Origin of the sequence: Stenotrophomonas sp. (assembly GCF_032103445.1) — a bacterium.
In the GTDB taxonomy this organism is placed as follows: Bacteria; Pseudomonadota; Gammaproteobacteria; order Xanthomonadales; family Xanthomonadaceae; genus Stenotrophomonas.
Genome location: NZ_DAMDFR010000009.1, coordinates 59,169 through 75,335, shown reverse-complemented (window position 1 = coordinate 75,335; position 16,167 = coordinate 59,169). Strand labels below are relative to the sequence as shown.

13 protein-coding genes are annotated in these 16,167 nt (G+C 65.9%); 5 read left to right on the top strand and 8 right to left on the bottom strand.

The window, feature by feature from the left end; genetic code table 11:
* The first annotated feature begins 121 nt into the window (after positions 1-121).
* Positions 122-2,233 (top strand): M13-type metalloendopeptidase, encoded by a 2,112-nt coding sequence (locus RT551_RS05640; RefSeq protein ID WP_313456347.1) that lies wholly within the window; start codon positions 122-124, stop codon positions 2,231-2,233.
* Positions 2,234-2,358: 125 nt separating this feature from the next.
* Positions 2,359-4,365, top strand: a complete 2,007-nt coding sequence (locus RT551_RS05635) for a M13 family metallopeptidase (protein WP_313456300.1) — start codon at positions 2,359-2,361, stop codon at positions 4,363-4,365.
* 31 nt (positions 4,366-4,396) lie between these two features.
* Here the strand turns inward: RT551_RS05635 and RT551_RS05630 are convergent, their stop codons facing one another.
* The 7 genes from RT551_RS05630 to RT551_RS05600 all read right to left on the bottom strand — a co-directional run bounded on the left by RT551_RS05630 (position 4,397) and on the right by RT551_RS05600 (position 11,310).
* Complete coding sequence (locus tag RT551_RS05630; RefSeq protein ID WP_313456298.1) at positions 4,397-6,052, bottom strand: DUF4166 domain-containing protein; 1,656 nt, start codon at positions 6,050-6,052, stop codon at positions 4,397-4,399.
* Positions 6,053-6,089: 37 nt separating this feature from the next.
* Positions 6,090-6,764, bottom strand: a complete 675-nt coding sequence (locus RT551_RS05625) for a rhomboid family intramembrane serine protease (RefSeq protein WP_311192069.1) — start codon at positions 6,762-6,764, stop codon at positions 6,090-6,092.
* Positions 6,765-6,800: 36 nt separating this feature from the next.
* Positions 6,801-7,166: an MGMT family protein gene (locus tag RT551_RS05620; protein ID WP_313456296.1), complete on the bottom strand. Its 366-nt coding sequence runs from the start codon at positions 7,164-7,166 to the stop codon at positions 6,801-6,803.
* Positions 7,163-8,071, bottom strand: coding sequence for a DMT family transporter (locus RT551_RS05615; protein WP_313456294.1), 909 nt, complete (start codon positions 8,069-8,071; stop codon positions 7,163-7,165). The genes RT551_RS05620 and RT551_RS05615 overlap by 4 nt, the downstream gene beginning before the upstream one ends.
* Positions 8,068-9,423, bottom strand: a complete 1,356-nt coding sequence (gorA, locus tag RT551_RS05610; RefSeq protein WP_313456292.1) for a glutathione-disulfide reductase — start codon at positions 9,421-9,423, stop codon at positions 8,068-8,070. The genes RT551_RS05615 and gorA overlap by 4 nt, the downstream gene beginning before the upstream one ends.
* Before the next feature lie 72 nt (positions 9,424-9,495).
* Positions 9,496-10,755, bottom strand: a complete 1,260-nt coding sequence (locus RT551_RS05605; RefSeq protein ID WP_313456290.1) for a DUF418 domain-containing protein — start codon at positions 10,753-10,755, stop codon at positions 9,496-9,498.
* 75 nt (positions 10,756-10,830) lie between these two features.
* Positions 10,831-11,310: a peptidylprolyl isomerase gene (locus RT551_RS05600; RefSeq protein ID WP_313456289.1), complete on the bottom strand. Its 480-nt coding sequence runs from the start codon at positions 11,308-11,310 to the stop codon at positions 10,831-10,833.
* 73 nt (positions 11,311-11,383) lie between these two features.
* On the opposite strand from RT551_RS05600, the gene RT551_RS05595 reads away from it, so the two are divergent.
* The 3 genes from RT551_RS05595 (at position 11,384) to RT551_RS05585 (ending at position 14,412) form a co-directional block, all read left to right on the top strand.
* Entirely contained in the window at positions 11,384-11,959 is a 576-nt protein-coding gene (locus tag RT551_RS05595) for a C40 family peptidase (protein WP_313456288.1), read from the top strand.
* 146 nt (positions 11,960-12,105) lie between these two features.
* Positions 12,106-12,861 carry a C40 family peptidase gene (locus RT551_RS05590; protein ID WP_313456344.1) on the top strand — a complete coding sequence of 252 codons (756 nt, stop codon included), beginning with the start codon at positions 12,106-12,108 and terminating at the stop codon, positions 12,859-12,861.
* A 213-nt stretch (positions 12,862-13,074) separates the two neighbouring features.
* Positions 13,075-14,412: a sigma 54-interacting transcriptional regulator gene (locus RT551_RS05585; protein WP_313456286.1), complete on the top strand. Its 1,338-nt coding sequence runs from the start codon at positions 13,075-13,077 to the stop codon at positions 14,410-14,412.
* 439 nt (positions 14,413-14,851) lie between these two features.
* Here the strand turns inward: RT551_RS05585 and RT551_RS05580 are convergent, their stop codons facing one another.
* A complete protein-coding gene (locus tag RT551_RS05580; RefSeq protein ID WP_313456285.1) occupies positions 14,852-16,150 on the bottom strand; it encodes a hypothetical protein in 1,299 nt (432 codons plus the stop codon).
* Positions 16,151-16,167 lie beyond the last annotated feature (17 nt).

Sequence of the window (16,167 nt, the reverse complement as noted above, 5' to 3'; positions counted from 1 at the left end):
CGCTTGCCTTCGCCCATGACCTTCGACACCCTTGCAGGTCGGGCCAGCGGCGTATCGTCTGCCCCACGCTCCGCACGGAGCAACCCATGCACGCACTTTCGGCCTGGAGGCCTACCACGTGATCGCTCGCACTCCCAAGATGGTTCTGCTGACCCTGGCCGTTTCGGCCGCACTGGTCGGCTGCGGCAAGACTGACACCCCGGCTACGGACAGCGCGGCCTCCACCGCCACGCCGACGGCCGCGCCGGCGGAAACCGCATTCAAGCTCGACGAAGCCAAGCTGCCGGCCTACAACGCCTTCCATCCGTCCGACCTGGACAAGAACCTGGACGCCTGCACCGCGTTCGGTGACTACGTCAACAGCAAGTGGCTGGCCGCCAATGAAATTCCGGGCGACCGCACCAGCTGGGGCGCGTTCACCATTCTGGACGAGCGCTCGGTCGCCGTGCAGCACCAGCTGGCCGAACAGGTCGCCGCGGTGAAGAACCCGACCGGCATTGAAAAGATCGTCGGCGACTTCTGGGCCACCGGCATGGACGACGCCAAGATCAACGCGCAGGGCATCGAGCCGATCAAGGCCGACCTGGCTGCCATCGACGGCCTGCAGGACAAGGACGCCATCGCCAACTACCTGCGCAGCAGCGCGGCGAAGGGCCAGAACGTGCTGTTCGGCTTCGGTCCGGAAGCGGACTTCAAGAATTCCTCGCAGAACATCGCCTACGCCAGCCAGGGCGGCCTGGGCCTGCCGGATACCACCTATTACACCGAAGCCAAGAACGCCGACAAGCTGAAGGCCTACCAGGCCCACGTCGCCAAGGTGCTGGAACTGTCGGGCGTCGCTGCCGCCGATGCGGCCAAGCAGGCCGAAGACGTGGTGAAGTTTGAAACCCGCCTGGCCAAGGCCTCCAAGTCCAGCGAGCAGCTGTCGCGCGATGTGTCGCTGTACTACAACCCGGTCAGCGTGGCCGACGCCGACAAGCTGACCCCGAACTTCAGCTGGACCGAATTCTTCAAGGCCCAGGGCATTGCCGCACCTGAGAAGTTCTCGCTGGCCATTCCGACCTTCCACCAGGAAGTGAGCAAGGCACTGGGCGACACCGACCCGTCGGTGTGGCGTTCCTACCTGCGCTTCCACACCGTCGACGCCGCCTCGCCGTACCTGGCCGATGCCTTCGCGGATGAGAGCTACAACTTCTACGGCAAGACCCTGAACGGCCAGAAGGAACAGAAGCCGCGCTGGAAGCGCGTGCTGGGCACCATTGAAAACGACGCCGGCGAAGCCTTCGGCCAGCTGTACGTCAAGGTCGCCTTCTCGCCCGAATCCAAAGCCAAGATGGAAGAGCTGGTCAAGAACCTGGCCGCCTCGCTCAAGGAGCGCATCCAGGGCCTGACCTGGATGAGCGACGAAACCAAGGCCAAGGCGATTGCCAAGTGGGAAACCTTCACCCCGAAGATCGGCTACCCGGACAAGTGGCGCGACTGGAGCGGCCTGAGCACCAGCCGTGACAGCTACTTCGCCAACGTGCGTGCGGCCAACGAGTTCAACTACAAGTTCGCCCTGTCCAAGATCGGCAAGCCGGTCGACAAGACCGAGTGGGGCATGACCCCGCAGACCGTCAACGCCTACTACAACCCGCTGCAGAACGAGATCGTGTTCCCGGCCGCCATCCTGCAGCCGCCGTTCTTCGACCCGAAGGCCGACGACGCGCTGAACTACGGCGGCATCGGTGCGGTGATCGGCCACGAAATGACCCACGGTTACGACGACCAGGGCAGCCGCTTCGGGCCGACCGGCAACTTCGAGAACTGGTGGACCGACGCCGATACCAAGAACTTCAGCGGCCTGACCGGCAAGCTGGTCAAGCAGTTCGATGGTTACAAGGTGGGCGACCAGGCGGTCAACGGCAAGCTGACCCTGGGCGAGAACATCGCTGACCTGGGCGGCCTCGCTACCGCCTACGACGCACTGCAGAAGGCATCGGCCGGCAAGGAAGACCCGAAGGTCGACGGCTTCAGCCGTGACCAGCGCTTCTTCTTCAACTGGGCGACCGTGTGGCGTACCAAGTACACCCCGGAAAACGCCAAGGTCCGCCTGGCCACTGACCCGCACGCCCCGGCGCAGTTCCGCGCGATGGGTGCGCCGTCGAACCTGCCGGCCTTCGCCGCGGCCTTCGAGTGCAAGCCCGGTGCCCCGATGGCGCGGGCTGGCGACCAGCAGGTTGTGATCTGGTAAGCGCTTTCAGGTCTGTATGAATACAAAGGCCCGGGATTCCCGGGCCTTTGTTTGTGCGGCATGCGGTGTTTTCATGCGGGCTTGGTATAGTTCTGCGGTCTTCAATCCGACCGGATTTGTTTCGCATGCCCAACCTTCGTCCGCTTGCCATTGCCCTGGGTCTGGGGCTGGCGTCCCTGGTGATCACCGATGCCTCCGCCGCGCCGAAGAAGAAGGCCGCCCGTACCCCGGCCGCCAGCGCGCAGTGCACCGACTTCTACGACGCCACCAACGCCGGCTGGCTGAAGGCCAACCCGGTGCCGCAGACCGGCGCGACCACCGCGCTGGGCCAGCTGGCCGACCGCACCCGCCTGCAGCAGCGTGAACTGCTGGACGCGGCGATGAAGTCGCCGCAGGGCAACACCCAGAAGCTGCTGGGTGATTTCTGGGCCAGCGGCCTGGACGAAGCGGCCGTGGAAGCCGACGGTTCCAACCCGATCGCCCCGCTGCTGACCCGCATCAATGCGATCAAGAAGGCCAAGGACGTGCCGGCCTCGATCGCCGCGCTGCATCAGGTCGGCATTCCGGTGGCCTTCAACTTCGCCCCGGACGTCGACCTGAAGGCGCTCGACCGCCATATCGGCTACTTCATGCAGGGTGGCATGGGTCTTCCGGACCCGGCCTTCTACACCCGCACCGACGCCGACACGGTCGCGCTGATGGGGCGCTACCGCAACTATGTGAAGCAGATCCTGGCCCTGACCGGCACCCCGGCCGCCAAGCTGGATGCCGAAGCACAGGCGGTGATCGCGCTGGAAACCGAGCTGGCACGCAACGCGCAGTCGCTGGCCGGGATCAACAACCCGTTCAACAACTACGCGCCGATCTCCACCAAGGACCTCAACAGCCGCTACAAGAACCTGCAGCTGGATGCGTTCCTGAAGGTGCAGGGCGTGAACGACGACCTGGTGTCGCTGGCCGACCCGAACCTGTTCAAGGCGCTGGACGGCATGGTCACCCGGATCAAGCCGGACCAGTGGAAGGCCTACCTGCGCTGGCGCGTGGGTGATGCGATGGCCCCGTACCTGTCCAAGGCCTACCGCGATGCCGAGTTTGAATTCCGTGGCCGCGTGATCCGTGGCGAAACCCTGGCCCCGGCGCGCTGGGAACAGGTGCTCAACGCCATCAACGTCGCCGCCGGTCCGATGGTCGGTCGTGAATATGCTGCCCGCCACCTGTCGGCCGAAGATCGTCGTCAGGCCGCCTGGATCGTCGACAAGGTGCGCGAAGTGCAGATCGACGCGGTCAAGAACAGCAGCTGGCTGAGCGCCGAGGCCAAGAGCGAAGCGCAGGCCAAGCTGGCCGCGCTGAAGATCGAGATCGGCACGCCGCTGCGCGACCTCGACTACACGGTGCAGCCGATGGGCCGTGGCAGCTTCGGCGGCAACATGCTGATCGCCTCCACCTGGCGCCACCGCGAGGAAATGAAGCGCATTGGCAAGGGCAATGCCGACCGCCGCTGGGACGTGCTGCCGCAGCAGCCGTCGCTGGCCTATGACATCGCCCAGAACCGTCTGATCGTCACCGCCGCCGCACTGCAGGGCCCGGTGTTCAATGCCAAGGCCGACGCCGCCGACAAGTTCGGCAGCTTTGGTGCACTGGTGGCGCACGAGCTGAACCGCGCCGTCGATGCCAAGGGCGCACTGGTTGATGCCAAGGGCGAACTGCGCAGCTGGTGGACCCCGGCCGACAAGACCGCCTGGACCCTGCTCGGCAGCCGCGTGGCCGCGCAGTACAGCGCGTATGACTTCCCGGGCGTGAAGGGGGCCAAGGTCAATGGCGCGGTGACCCAGGAAGAGAACCTGGCTGACATCGCCGGCGTCGAACTGGCCTGGGCTGCCTACCTGGCGCAGGAACCGAAGGCCAAGCCGGCACAGCAGCAGGGCTTCTTCCGCGCCTGGGCCGCGCTGTGGCCGCAGCAGCTGTCGCCGAACGAGGCCGCACAGCGTCTGACCGGCGACATCCGCGCACCGGGTCGCTGGCGCACCAATGGGCCGCTGAGCAACCTGCCGGCGTTCGGGGCAACGTTCACCTGCAAACCGGGCCAGCCGATGCAGCGGGTGGAGAACGACCAGATCAAGATCTGGCGTTGATTTGGAAAAGGGCACCTTCGGGTGCCCTTTTTTACGCCGGGTTCAATCTTCCGCGATAACCGACGATCAATCCGATCAGCGGCGCGGCAATCTCCACATCAAACACAAACTGCCCGTCACGCTCGGTCTCAAACGTGGCGCCGTTGGGCAACAGGCACGTCGGCAGCGGCACGCCCAGCAGCGACCAGCGACGCGACACCAGGCACAGCCGGTCACCCTCCACCACCAGTGCGATCGCCACGTCGATCAGCCCAAAACGCTCCACCAGCAGATAGTCATTGCGGCCTTCGCCGCGTCGCTGCCACGACGAAAAGCGGCGGCCGCCAAAGTCGCGCGTCCAGCGTTCGCCACCGCGCTCAGGCGCGAACGACACCGTCACCGGTACCGCTTCGCCCGCCTTCGGGAAGCCGATCACGGCGGCGACGACGCGCGCGAGTAGCCCACGCCCACGCCGGATATCGGCCTGGCCACTCCAGCGCCGCGGCTGCGCATCGCGATGCAGTGCCTGCACCTGCGGTGGCAGCGTCTCGAACGCCGTGCCCAGCAGTTGCGGATACAACGCAGCCCCAGGCTGCTCGCGGCGGAACCCGGTGTGGATCGAGCGGCCGGCGAACAGGGCTTCGTAATCAGCCAACTCCAGCGCATGCGTGGCCGCCCGCGCGCCATCGGCAGGTCGCTCACCGCGCAGCAGCTTGCGGATCACCGCCTCGATGGCCATCGACGGAATGTACGGACCGTCGTCGCCCTCGGCCAGCAGGTGCCAGCTCAGTTCCACCGGCGCACCTGCATGCTGGCCGCGTGCGCGGACATACATGCCGCCGCGATGCTCGCCGAACTTCATCAGGTTCAGCACCCGGTAGAACAGCGGCGACAACGGCTCCAGCGACGGCAGCCGGAACCGTGCACGCGCCTTGGCCAGCAAATTGAGCACGCGGTGCAGGATCTCGGGTACCGGGCCGGCCCCCATCCAGATATCGGTCATGGCCGGATGTTCCGGCGGCAGTACCTGCAGGTCGGGTACGTCCACCAGCGAGAAGTGCAGGTTGCGCAGCGGTACTTTGCCCGGCACGGCGACGGTGAAGCGGCGGCTCTCGGCCAGCCCCATGCCCTGCCCCGGGCGGCCGCCGCGGCGCAGCTTCACCGGCGAACCGGCGTATCCGACAACCGCACGCATCACGTTCAGGCCAATGCCGGCATACGGCGAAGGCGCAATGCCGCCGTCGACGACCTGTATGTCCATGGCTTTAGCCATCTCGCGCAGCACCGCAGCGGTCAGCACCGGGAAGCTGCTCACCCCGGAGAGCACGAAGATACCGGCGGCCTTTGCCTGCGCGTCATAGCGGTCGATGCCGAACACGAAATCGGCGGCGTCGGCGAAATCCAGATAGGGAACACGCGCGGCGATACAGGCTTCCACCACCTGGTAGCCTTGCGCGCCGTAGTCCTGGAAGGGGCCGGAGGCATCAATGACCAGAGCAGGCTGCTCGGATTTCAGCGCGGCGGCCACCTCGGCACGGTCCAGCCGCAAGGGGCGCACCGTCGGCGCGCCGCTGTAGCTGTCGCAGAAGGCCTGAGCGGCGGGCAGGTTGCGCCCGCAGATCAGCAGTTCCAGGCCATGCAGATCCGACAACAGGCGCGCCAGCCGTCCGCCGAACACGCCGTAACCGCCCAGAATGAGAATTTTCAATGGTGCGGTCGTCCTTGAATGGGGTTACGCGGTCACATCACTTGACGCTGCGCAGATGGTTGGGCCGCTTCGGCGGCCCGCCCCCGGGCGGACGCCGCTTGAACGGCGGCTGCCCGCGCCAGTAGCGGATCAACAGCCAACCGAACAACATGCCGCCCAGGTGCGCGAAATGCGCGATGCCCGGCTGCCAGCTGGTTGCGCCAAACACCAGTTCGGTCAGGCCGATCACGATCACAAAGGTGCGTGCCTTCATCGGAATCGGCGGGAACAGCAGCATCACCCGCTGGTTCGGGAACAGCATGCCGTACGCCAGCAACAGACCAAACACACCACCCGAGGCACCCAGCACCGGAGCCGGGTCGACCATCATCGCGCCGACTGCCAACTGGCACAGGCCGGCACCGGCCACGCACACGAGGTAGAAAATCAGAAAGCGCTTCTCGCCCCAGGTCTGTTCCAGCGGCGAACCGAACATGAAGAGCGCCAGCATGTTGAACAGCAGGTGCATCAGGTTGCCGTGCAGGAACCCGTATGTCAGCAGCTGCCAAGGCTGGAAGTTACCGCCGGGCGAGAACGGGTCGAAGCTGCGCAGCGGCTGCAGCATGAACGGCTCGAACGTGCCGTAGCCGAGCAGGAACGGCTGCTGCAGCAGAAACAGCACCGCGTTGGCGATCAGCAGGGCCTTGGTGACAGTGGGCAGTCGCGGAAACATGGAGGCATCCTTTGGAACCGCCCCCATCATAATCGCTCAACCCGGCCCCCACACCGCCGCATCCAGGTCATCACCCCCGCCACGGGGCATGTGCTTGACCCGCCCCCGCTCCATCAGCACGCCTTCGGCGCGCAGCCGCTGGTTCTGCTCGCGCCAGCCGCGCGAGCCCTCCGGCATGGCGATGCGTCCGTCCGAACGCAGTACCCGATGCCAGGGCAGGTCCGGGTCGTCATTCATGCCCAGCACGCGCGCGGTCAGCCGTGCCCGCCCGGGCAGTCCGGCCTTGGCTGCGACCTGGCCGTAGCCCATCACCTGCCCGCGCGGAATGGCGCGGATCACCGCCAGAATGCGCGCGCGGGCCTGGGCTGCCGTATCTTCTTCAGCCCCAGCCGCGGGCTTCACGCGCGTGCGCGGCTGACCAGCAGTACGCCGACCAGCACCAGTGCCGTCCCCAGAATCTGCCAGGGGCCCATGGGTTCGTCGAGCAGCCATAGACTCATCACGATGGTGGATACCGGGCCGAGCATACCGACCTGCGCGGCCAACGACGAGCCGATGCGCTTCACCGCCAGCATGATCGCCGCCACCGGCAGCACCGTGCAGACCGTGGCGTTGATCAACGACAGCCAGTACACCGGCACCGGGGCCTGCAGCAGCGCCGGCAGTGGATGCAGCACGGCGAAATGCAGCACGCACAACACGCAGGCCACACAGCTGGCATAGGCGGTCAGCCGGATCGCGCCGATGCGCGCGACCACTTGCCCGCTACCGAACAGGTACAACGCATAACTGAGCGCACTGCCGAACACCAGCGCGCTGCCCAGCAGGATGCGCCCGCCCTCCAGCTGCAGGTCATGGCCGAAGGCCAGCAGCACGCCCAGGTAGCTCAGCACCAGCGCGGCCAGCTGCCAACGGCCCGGCTTCTTCTTCAGCAGGACCAAGCTGATCAGCAGTACCAGAGTGGGATTGAGATACAGGATCAGCCGCTCCAGGGTGACGCTGATGTACTGCAGGCCCTGGAAGTCCAGCAGGCTGGACAGGTAATAACCGGTGAAACCCAGCCACAGCACACGGCCACGGTCGGCCCAGGACAGTGCGGTGGCGCGACGGGCCGACCACACGGCCAGCAGCGCGAACAGCGGAAACGCCATCAACATGCGCAGCGCCAGCAGCGTGGTCGCATCCACGCCGTGGCGGTAGCCAAGTTTGACGATGACCGCCTTGCCGGACGCGGTAATCGCGCCGATAGCCGCCAGGGCGATGCCGGAGGCGGCGATGCGCGGGGATGAAGTAGCGAGCGGGGTCATCGCATCAACACGACTTCTTCAGCGCTCGTCGGGTGTATCGCAACCGTGTCATCGAAACAGGATTTGGTCGCGCCCATTTTCACCGCCACCGCGAAGCCCTGCAGGATTTCGTCCGCGCCCTCGCCGAGCAGGTGCACACCGACCACGCGTTCTTCCGGGCCTGCGCAGACCAGTTTGAACAGGCTGCGCTGGCTGCCGTTGGCCAAGGCCTGCAGCATCGGGCGGAAGTTGCTGCGGTACACGCGCACATCATCAAAGCGCGCACGCGCCTCCTCTTCGGTCAGCCCGACCGCGCCCAATGCCGGGTGCGAGAACACCACGCTGGCCACGTTCTCGTAATCCATTTTCGCATGCGGTTGGCCGCCGAACAGGCGGTCCATCAGCTTGCGCGCAGCAGCAATCGCCACCGGGGTCAGCCCGACCTTGCCGGCGATATCGCCCACCGCGTGCACGCTGGGCACCGCCGTGGTCTGCCAGGCATCCACTTCGATCTCGCCCTTGTCGCCGACCACGATGCCCAGCGCCTCCGCGCCCAGCCCGGCACTGTTGCCGCGCCGACCCGTGGCAAAGAACACTTCATCGAAGTGCCCGTCCGTCGGGCCATCATGGCCGTACGCCACCACGGCATCGCCGTCGCGGCGCAGCTCACGCAGCCGATAGTTGAAGTGCACCTTGACGCCCTGGTGACACAGATTGTCCGCCAGCTGCGCCGTCAGTTCGGCGTCGAAACGTTCCAGCAGGCGGTCGCCGCGTACCAGCAGCGTGACCCGGCTGCCGAGCGCCTGCAACAGGCCGGCCAGCTCCACCGCGATGTAACCACCGCCGATGATGGCCACCTGCGCAGGTGCATCGCACAGATGGAAGAAGTCGTCGGAGACCTTGCCCAGTTCAGCACCGGGAATGTCCGGCCGCTGCGGGTGTGCGCCCGTCGCGATGAGGATGTGCTCAGCACTGATGCGGATGCCGTCGCTGCATTCCACGGTGTGCGCGTCGACCAGGCGACCTTTGCGCGGCACGCGGACCACGCCGTTGTCATTCAGACGCTTGAGGTAACTGGTGTGGATGTTGGCGATGTAGGCCTGCCGGTGCACCACCAGTTCTTTCCAATCCAGCGCGGGTCGCGCGGGCACGTCGAAGCCCAGCGCCGCCGCCAGCCCGATACGCCCGGAAAGATCAGCCGCCAGCCACATGGCCTTCTTCGGCACGCAGCCCACGTTGACGCAGGTACCGCCGAGTTCACCCGGTTCCAGCATCGCCACGCGGCGACCATGCTGGGCAGCGCGGAACGCGGCGGCGAGCCCGCCGGAGCCACCGCCCAGCACGATCAGGTCATAGTCGTATTGCATGCTCATTGAAAACGTCCCACCGGAAAAGCCGCCGGCAGCATGCCATGTTCCGGGGCACGCCCGGCGTGAGCATGTGCATCAGTGCGTGCCAAGCGTGCGACGCAGCGGCGGCCAGCGCCCATAGGTCATCGCACGCCACAACCATTCCAGCGGGCCGAAGCGGAAGTGCCGCAGCCATGCATGTGCGAACAGCACCTGCAACGCGAACAGCACCAGTGCGAAGGGAATCTGCCACAGTCGCGGCAGGCTTTCGAACGCGCCCAGCCCATAACCGTAGAAGACCCAGGTGCCGACCAGCGACTGCAGGATGTATTGGGTCAGCGCCATGCGTCCCATCGGTGCCAGCACCCGCAGGTGCGCGCGAGCGTGCACGATCCAGCCCAGGTAGCCCAGGCACATCAGCAGTGAGGCCACCGATGACAGCGCGTAAGCGAATCCGCTGGCCGGGGTGAACGTCCCCGGGGCGACGTAGGGCACCCAGCACGCGCTGATGATCATCAGCACCAGCCCGGCCGGCCATGCGCCCCAGCGCAGGCAGCGATAGAGGCGCGGATGAAGTTCAGGGGTTGTGAGCGCGCCGCTGCGGGCGAAACCGGCCCCGATCAGGAACATGCCCAGCACCTCCGGCCCCACGACCAGCATGCCGCCCAGATTGACCTGCAGGTCGTGCGCCCGCTGCAGCACGGCGTCGGTCCAACTGCCGTGTGCATAGGCCTGCCGCTGCAGCTCGATCGCGCGTTGCCCGGCGGCGGCGGCATCGGCCATGGCGCTGTCCGCCTGGGCAGCGATGCCGACCAGCAGGCCCATGCCGACCATCAACACGGAGGCGAACAGATAGGTGTGAACGCCCATGGCCGGCAGCCAGCGCGGCGGTGCCTCCCGGAATGCGAGTAAAGGCAGCGACATCAGCGCATACAGCACCAGAATGTCACCGGACCACACCAGCAGGGCGTGGCACAGCCCGATCAGCAGCAGACCGGCGCTGCGCCGCAGGTAGAAGGGGGTGAAATCGCGCCGCGCCGCTTCAGCGCGCTGCGCCATGATTGCAAAGCCGGCGCCGAACAGCAGCGAGAACAGGGTGAAAAATTTGCCCTGCACCAGGACATAGATCAGCGCATCCGCCCAGCGGTCAGCGCCCTGCCAGTGCGGATCGATACCGGTGAAGGCGAGGTCCAGCGGACCGCTCAGCGCCTCCATGTTCATCAACAGGATGCCCAGCAGGGCCACCCCGCGCAGGATGTCGATGACCTCGATGCGGTCGCTGCCGGTCACTGGCTGCAGGGAAGAAGCGACTGGGTTCACAGGGCACTCGAGGATCGGGGTGTAGTGCCGGGCCATGCCCGGCAAACGCACCGTAGTGCCGGGCTTGCCCGGCACCCGACAAGCAGCCGGGCAAGCCCGGCTCTACATTATTCAGTGCTGGTGACCGCCGTCGCCGTGCACGTGACCGTGCTCCAGCTCTTCAGCCTGGGCTTCGCGCACGTCCACGATCTCCACCGAGAAGTGCAGGTCCTTGCCGGCCATCGGGTGGTTCAGGTCGACGTCGACCACGCTCATGCCGACCTTCTCAACGGTGACCGCACGCGGGCCGAAGTTGGTCTGCAGCACCACCTGCTGGCCCGGGGCCAGCTTGGCATTGCCGAAGTGCTTCTTCGGCACGCGCTGGGTCAGGCCTTCGCGGCGCTCGCCATAGGCATCAGCGGCCTTGACGTCGACTTCGAAGCTGGCACCGGCTTCCTGGTCCATCATGGCGTTTTCCAGGCCCGGAATGATGTTGCCATGGCCGATCAGGATCGCCAGCGGCTCACGGTCCTTCGAGCTTTCGATCGGGTCCTGGCCCTGCTCGGCCACGGTGTAATGGAAGCGGACGACACTGTCTTTTGCGATCTTCATACGGAACTCTTGTGCTGGGGCTGCCGGGGCAGACGGGTGGGACGGGTTGTCGCCCGCCGGTTACGCCGCCATCATGGCGACTTCCAAGGCCGCGCATTATCCGGACATCATGCTGCTGACGCCAGTTTCGCGCTTGACCCGCCTGCCAGCCCAGCTGGCGCTGATCGCCGTACTGGCCCTGCTGGCCGCCTGTGGTGGCGGTAAAACCACCCGCCCCGCTCCGCCCGCCGCCGCGTCACAGACCTGGCCGGTGGTGACCCCGAACAACCCGCAGGCCGCCAATGCGGTGCTGATGCGCGCCATCGGCCTGGTCGGAACCCCTTACCGTTACGGTGGCAACACCCCCGAATCCGGGTTCGATTGCAGCGGACTGGTCACCTACGTCTACCGGGAGATGGTCGACCTGAAGCTGCCGCGTACGTCGCGTGACCTGGCGGCGGTACAGGGCCCGAAGATCGACCCCAAGCGACTGGCGGCCGGCGATCTGGTGTTCTTCGGCAACCGCGGCAATGTCTTCCACGTGGGCATCTACGTCGGTGAGGGTCGCTTCGTGCACGCTCCGAGCACGGGGGGAACCGTGCGTCTGGACTCGCTGGGTGGGAGCTACTGGAAGGACCATTACACCGGCGCGAAACGGGTTCTGCACTAAGCTGAACTCGGCGAAGGTACGAAACTGTGACGCACATCACCCGTCGTTAAACGAAAATTTAACGAAATTTGTACCTAATCACACGCTTTCCACGGCATCATCACCCATCGTTTTTATTCAGTGACCGCCGCGTGACGACAGCCGACCTGACGTGCCAAGGCCAGACCGCCACCCCACGGCGCATCGCCCGCCCCGCTCTTCTCGCTTTCGCCCTCTGCCTGGCCAGCCTTCCGGCCTGGGCCCAGACGGCACCGACGGCCGCTCCCGAAGCGGTTGTGGCAGCCACCCCGGCCGCCGAAATCAGTGTTGCTGCCAAGCCCAAGGCTGAAGCGCCGGCCCGCAGCAGGACCGATGCTGCCGCCAGTGCCACGCTTGCCGCGCTGCTGCCGCACCTCGCTGCCAATGACACGATTCCGCTGATGGACCGCTCGGCGATGGTCGCCGGCGACCTCAGCCGCCTGCTGGCCAACTACGATGCCTCCAACGGCACCATCGTGGCCGCCGACCCGGCCGAGAACGGCAAGGTCCAGTCCCTGCTCCGCCGTGCGATGACCCTGCTGGGCACTCCGTACCGCTGGGGCGGCACCTCGCCGGACAGCGGTTTCGACTGCAGCGGTTTGGTCAGCTATGTGTTCCGCACCGCACTGGGCATCGAGTTGCCGCGCGTCTCGCGTGAAATGGCCCGTGATGGCGAAGCGCAGCTGATCAACGACCGTAATGCGCTCGCCGCAGGTGACCTGGTGTTCTTCGGTCGCAAGGGCCGGGTCGACCATGTTGGCATCTACGTGGGCGAAGGCCGCTTCCTGCACGCCCCGAGCACCGGCAAGGACGTCCGCGTGGACAGCCTGATCACCGGTTACTGGGGTGGCAAGTTCATGCAGGCACGCCGCGTCGAACTCTGACCGGCCCCGCGCCTACCTGAATCCTGAAGGCCGCTGCTTCGCAGCGGCCTTTTTCGTGGCCGCCATGATGGCCGTTGCCGTCTGGAACGCGCGTTGTTCTTTTCACAACCCAGCCCGCCCCCATGGCGAGGCAAGGGTACCCGGCGTGGGGCGGCACGCCGGGCAGCGCTGAGCAGGAGACTCCGCCCGGATACCTTTCCGTGAAGGTGACGCATGGCGGCAGTCCCTGAAATTCCGGCCCGGTGTGTGATCTGGTTTGGGCAACCCCTGGCAGCAGAGCGCACGGCGCTGGCAGCCGCAGGCTGGCAGGTCCGCGGCGTGGCCACCGATGGTGCCGTGGCCATCGGCATGCGCGGCAACGACCTGGTGGTCGGGCTGCTGGACCTGCGCAGCGTGGCTCCCCCTCACCTTCCCCATCTGCAGGCGGTGCTGGACCAGCACCGGCACCTGCGCGTGCTGGCCATCCTGCCTGCGGGCGCGGCGGCGGTGCATCCGCAGTGGCAGCCATTGCTGGCCTGCTGCACGGAAACCTTCAGCGCACCGCTGGATGTTTCGCGCCTGGTCCATCGGCTGCAGGAGCTGGGCGATGAACAGCATCTACAGCCGCCATCCGGGGCGCAGGCACTGATTGGCGAAAGCCAGGCGCTGCAGGTCACCCGTGCGGCGCTCCGAAAATTCGCACCGGTGGAACTGCCGGTGTTGATCACCGGCGAGACAGGCACCGGCAAGGAGCTGGCAGCGCACGCGCTGCATGCGTTGTCGTCGCGCCACGCGCGGCCGTTCCTGGCGGTGAACTGCGGGGCGATTCCGGCGGCGCTGGTGCAGTCGGAACTGTTTGGTCACGAGCGGGGTGCCTTTACCGGGGCGGCCAATCGCCGGCTGGGTCTGTTCGAAACGGCCAGTGGCGGCACGGTGTTCCTGGACGAGATCGGCGACCTGCCCCTGGACGCACAGACCAATCTGCTACGGGTGCTGCAGGAGGGCACGATCGAGCGGGTGGGCAGCAACCAGCCACTGGCGGTGGACGTGCGGGTGATTGCGGCCACGCACGTGGACCTGGAGCAGGCGGTGGAACGGGGACAGTTCCGCCGCGATCTGTTCTATCGCTTGAACGTGCTCCGGCTGCCCTTGCCGGCGCTGCGCGACCGCGGCAGCGACATCACGTTGTTGGCCGAGCACTTCCTGGCCAGCTTCCGCCAGCGCCACGTCACCCGTGCGCGCGGCTTCAGCAGCGAAGCATTGCAGGCCATGCAGCAGTTCCGTTGGCCAGGGAACGTGCGCGAACTGTTGAACCGGGTGCAGCGTGCGGCGATCGTGAGCGAAGCCGAGCTGATCACGGTGGCCGACCTGGAGCTTTCTCCGGAAGGCATCGAGGTGCCACAACGTCTGCTGCACGATGTACGCCAGGCCGCAGAGCGCGACGCCTTGCTGCGCGCCTTGCGCCAGAATGACTTCAACATCACCGCCTGCGCCCGCACCATGCAGGTCTCCCGCGTAACCGTCTACCGCCTGTGCCGCAAGCACCAGCTGGCATTGCCGGAATTGCGCTGACAGCTTTGGATTGCACGATTTCCGTATCGCCGGGCGTTGCCCGGCTGCTGTTGGATTTGGGCGAACAACCGGCGCTCGTTTGTTCCCTGGTTTGGCGGATCGGGATGGGCGTTCCGGGGGACGGCGCAAGTACGTCCATGTAGCCTCGATCGCCGCATCCATGCGGCTCACGCCCCCTCCCGCCCAATCCGACCCGCCATCGATAGGCCATCGGCGGCCAACTGCGATCAAAAACAACGGCGGTGCCGATCCGTTGTCATGCGTTACCGGATGATGGCCATTTCACGGACGTCGTCTGTCGACCGACGCTACCGGGGCTGCGTGCTGGTGTTGGTGTTGGTAGCGTCGGTCGACAGACGACGACTCGGAAACTACCAACATCCGGTAACGCATGATCCCGAAACGATGAGGAGCCCCGTACATGCTTTGAGGCTTCACCTCAAAGCATGTACGGAATCCTGAAGGCCAAGGTAAAGTCCGGCGCATCCGGAGTCAGCCCGATACCCAGCTGGCTCACCAACGTGGTGTTGCGATTCAGCGCATAGGTGATGCCAAGATTCAGCGTGGCCGCATTCGCATCACTGCCGATCACTTTCACCCATTGACCGCCCTTGTAACGCGTCGACGCACGCCGGCTGAGCTTGTCGCTGAACGACATGCTGAGACTTGTACGCTCGTTGAACGCGAACGCCACACCGGCACCGAAGTAGATTGAACCACCCAGCTTCACATCGCCGGGATTCACCGTGTCCGGATTGCCATCCAGGTCATCGAAGCTGCCTTCGAAGGAATGGATGTAGCCGATGTTGGCAAACAGGATGGCGGGATCGGCGGTCTTCACCGCCGACAGACCGAGACTGGCCTGCCACACGCCGTTGCCGGTGGCCTGGTCGCCGGGCACCGCAAAGCGGATGAAGTCATCTTCGTCGCGCTCAAGCACCTTCCAGTCAACGCCGTACGGCTCCTGACCCGTGGGCGCAGTGACACCGACGTTGAGCACGGTCTCGGGCCAGCGTCCCTTCTCCTGGTTCAGTCGCCAGTTGCCGCTCAGGCTGATATCACCAATGCCATGGCCGCTGGTTTCCTCCTGCGCGATCGCGGCGGCGGATCCGCCGGCGCCGCCCTTCTGGAACACCGTCTTGCGCGCGAGGTAAGGCACATCCAGATTCAGGGTCATGCTCGGTGTCACGCCCCAACGCATGGCCAGGTTGTAGGTCAGCGTGTCCGACTCGACGTTTTCAATGGCGATGTTGCCGAGGAAGATCGCGTCCAGCGCAAGGAAACCATTCAGACTGATCTGCTTGCGGTCATAACGCGAGTAGCTGAGGCTGTTCTCCACGGTGAATCGGCGGGTGAACAGCGTAGCGGTCTGCTGCTTCACGTCATCCACGCTGCGCTTGGAGGCCTGCTGCGCCTGTTGCGCCTCGGCCGCACTGCTGGCGTAGCCGTCGCCACTGGGCGGTGTTGTGGCGGCCGCGACCACGGGAGGCGGCGTTGCCGCAGCACCCGCTGCCGGCCCGGTCTTGCCCGCCAGGCGCGCCTGCATCGCCTGCACCTGCATGTCCAGTTCGCGCAACCGGCGCACTTCCTGCGCGTAGTTGGCCTTCAGCGTTTCAAGCTGCTGGGCCAGTGCCTTGATATCCGCCTCGTCGGCGGGCGCGGTCTGCGCCTGTACGCCGGCCGAGGCGATCAAAGCCAGCGCCGCCAGCGCCAGCGGAGTCATCCGATAAGTGTGCATTGCCTTGATCCACGGTT

Excerpts from the sequence above, each read along its gene's own strand:
- RT551_RS05580 (WP_313456285.1), bottom strand. The coding sequence starts at position 16,150 with ATGCACACTTATCGGATGACTCCGCTGGCGCTGGCGGCGCTGGCTTTG.
- RT551_RS05595 (WP_313456288.1), top strand. The coding sequence starts at position 11,384 with ATGGCGACTTCCAAGGCCGCGCATTATCCGGACATCATGCTGCTGACG.
- RT551_RS05635 (WP_313456300.1), top strand. The coding sequence starts at position 2,359 with ATGCCCAACCTTCGTCCGCTTGCCATTGCCCTGGGTCTGGGGCTGGCG.
- RT551_RS05625 (WP_311192069.1), bottom strand. The coding sequence starts at position 6,764 with ATGTTTCCGCGACTGCCCACTGTCACCAAGGCCCTGCTGATCGCCAAC.
- RT551_RS05615 (WP_313456294.1), bottom strand. The coding sequence starts at position 8,071 with ATGACCCCGCTCGCTACTTCATCCCCGCGCATCGCCGCCTCCGGCATC.
- RT551_RS05585 (WP_313456286.1), top strand. The coding sequence starts at position 13,075 with ATGGCGGCAGTCCCTGAAATTCCGGCCCGGTGTGTGATCTGGTTTGGG.
- RT551_RS05605 (WP_313456290.1), bottom strand. The coding sequence starts at position 10,755 with ATGGCCCGGCACTACACCCCGATCCTCGAGTGCCCTGTGAACCCAGTC.
- gorA (WP_313456292.1), bottom strand. The coding sequence starts at position 9,423 with ATGAGCATGCAATACGACTATGACCTGATCGTGCTGGGCGGTGGCTCC.
- RT551_RS05600 (WP_313456289.1), bottom strand. The coding sequence starts at position 11,310 with ATGAAGATCGCAAAAGACAGTGTCGTCCGCTTCCATTACACCGTGGCC.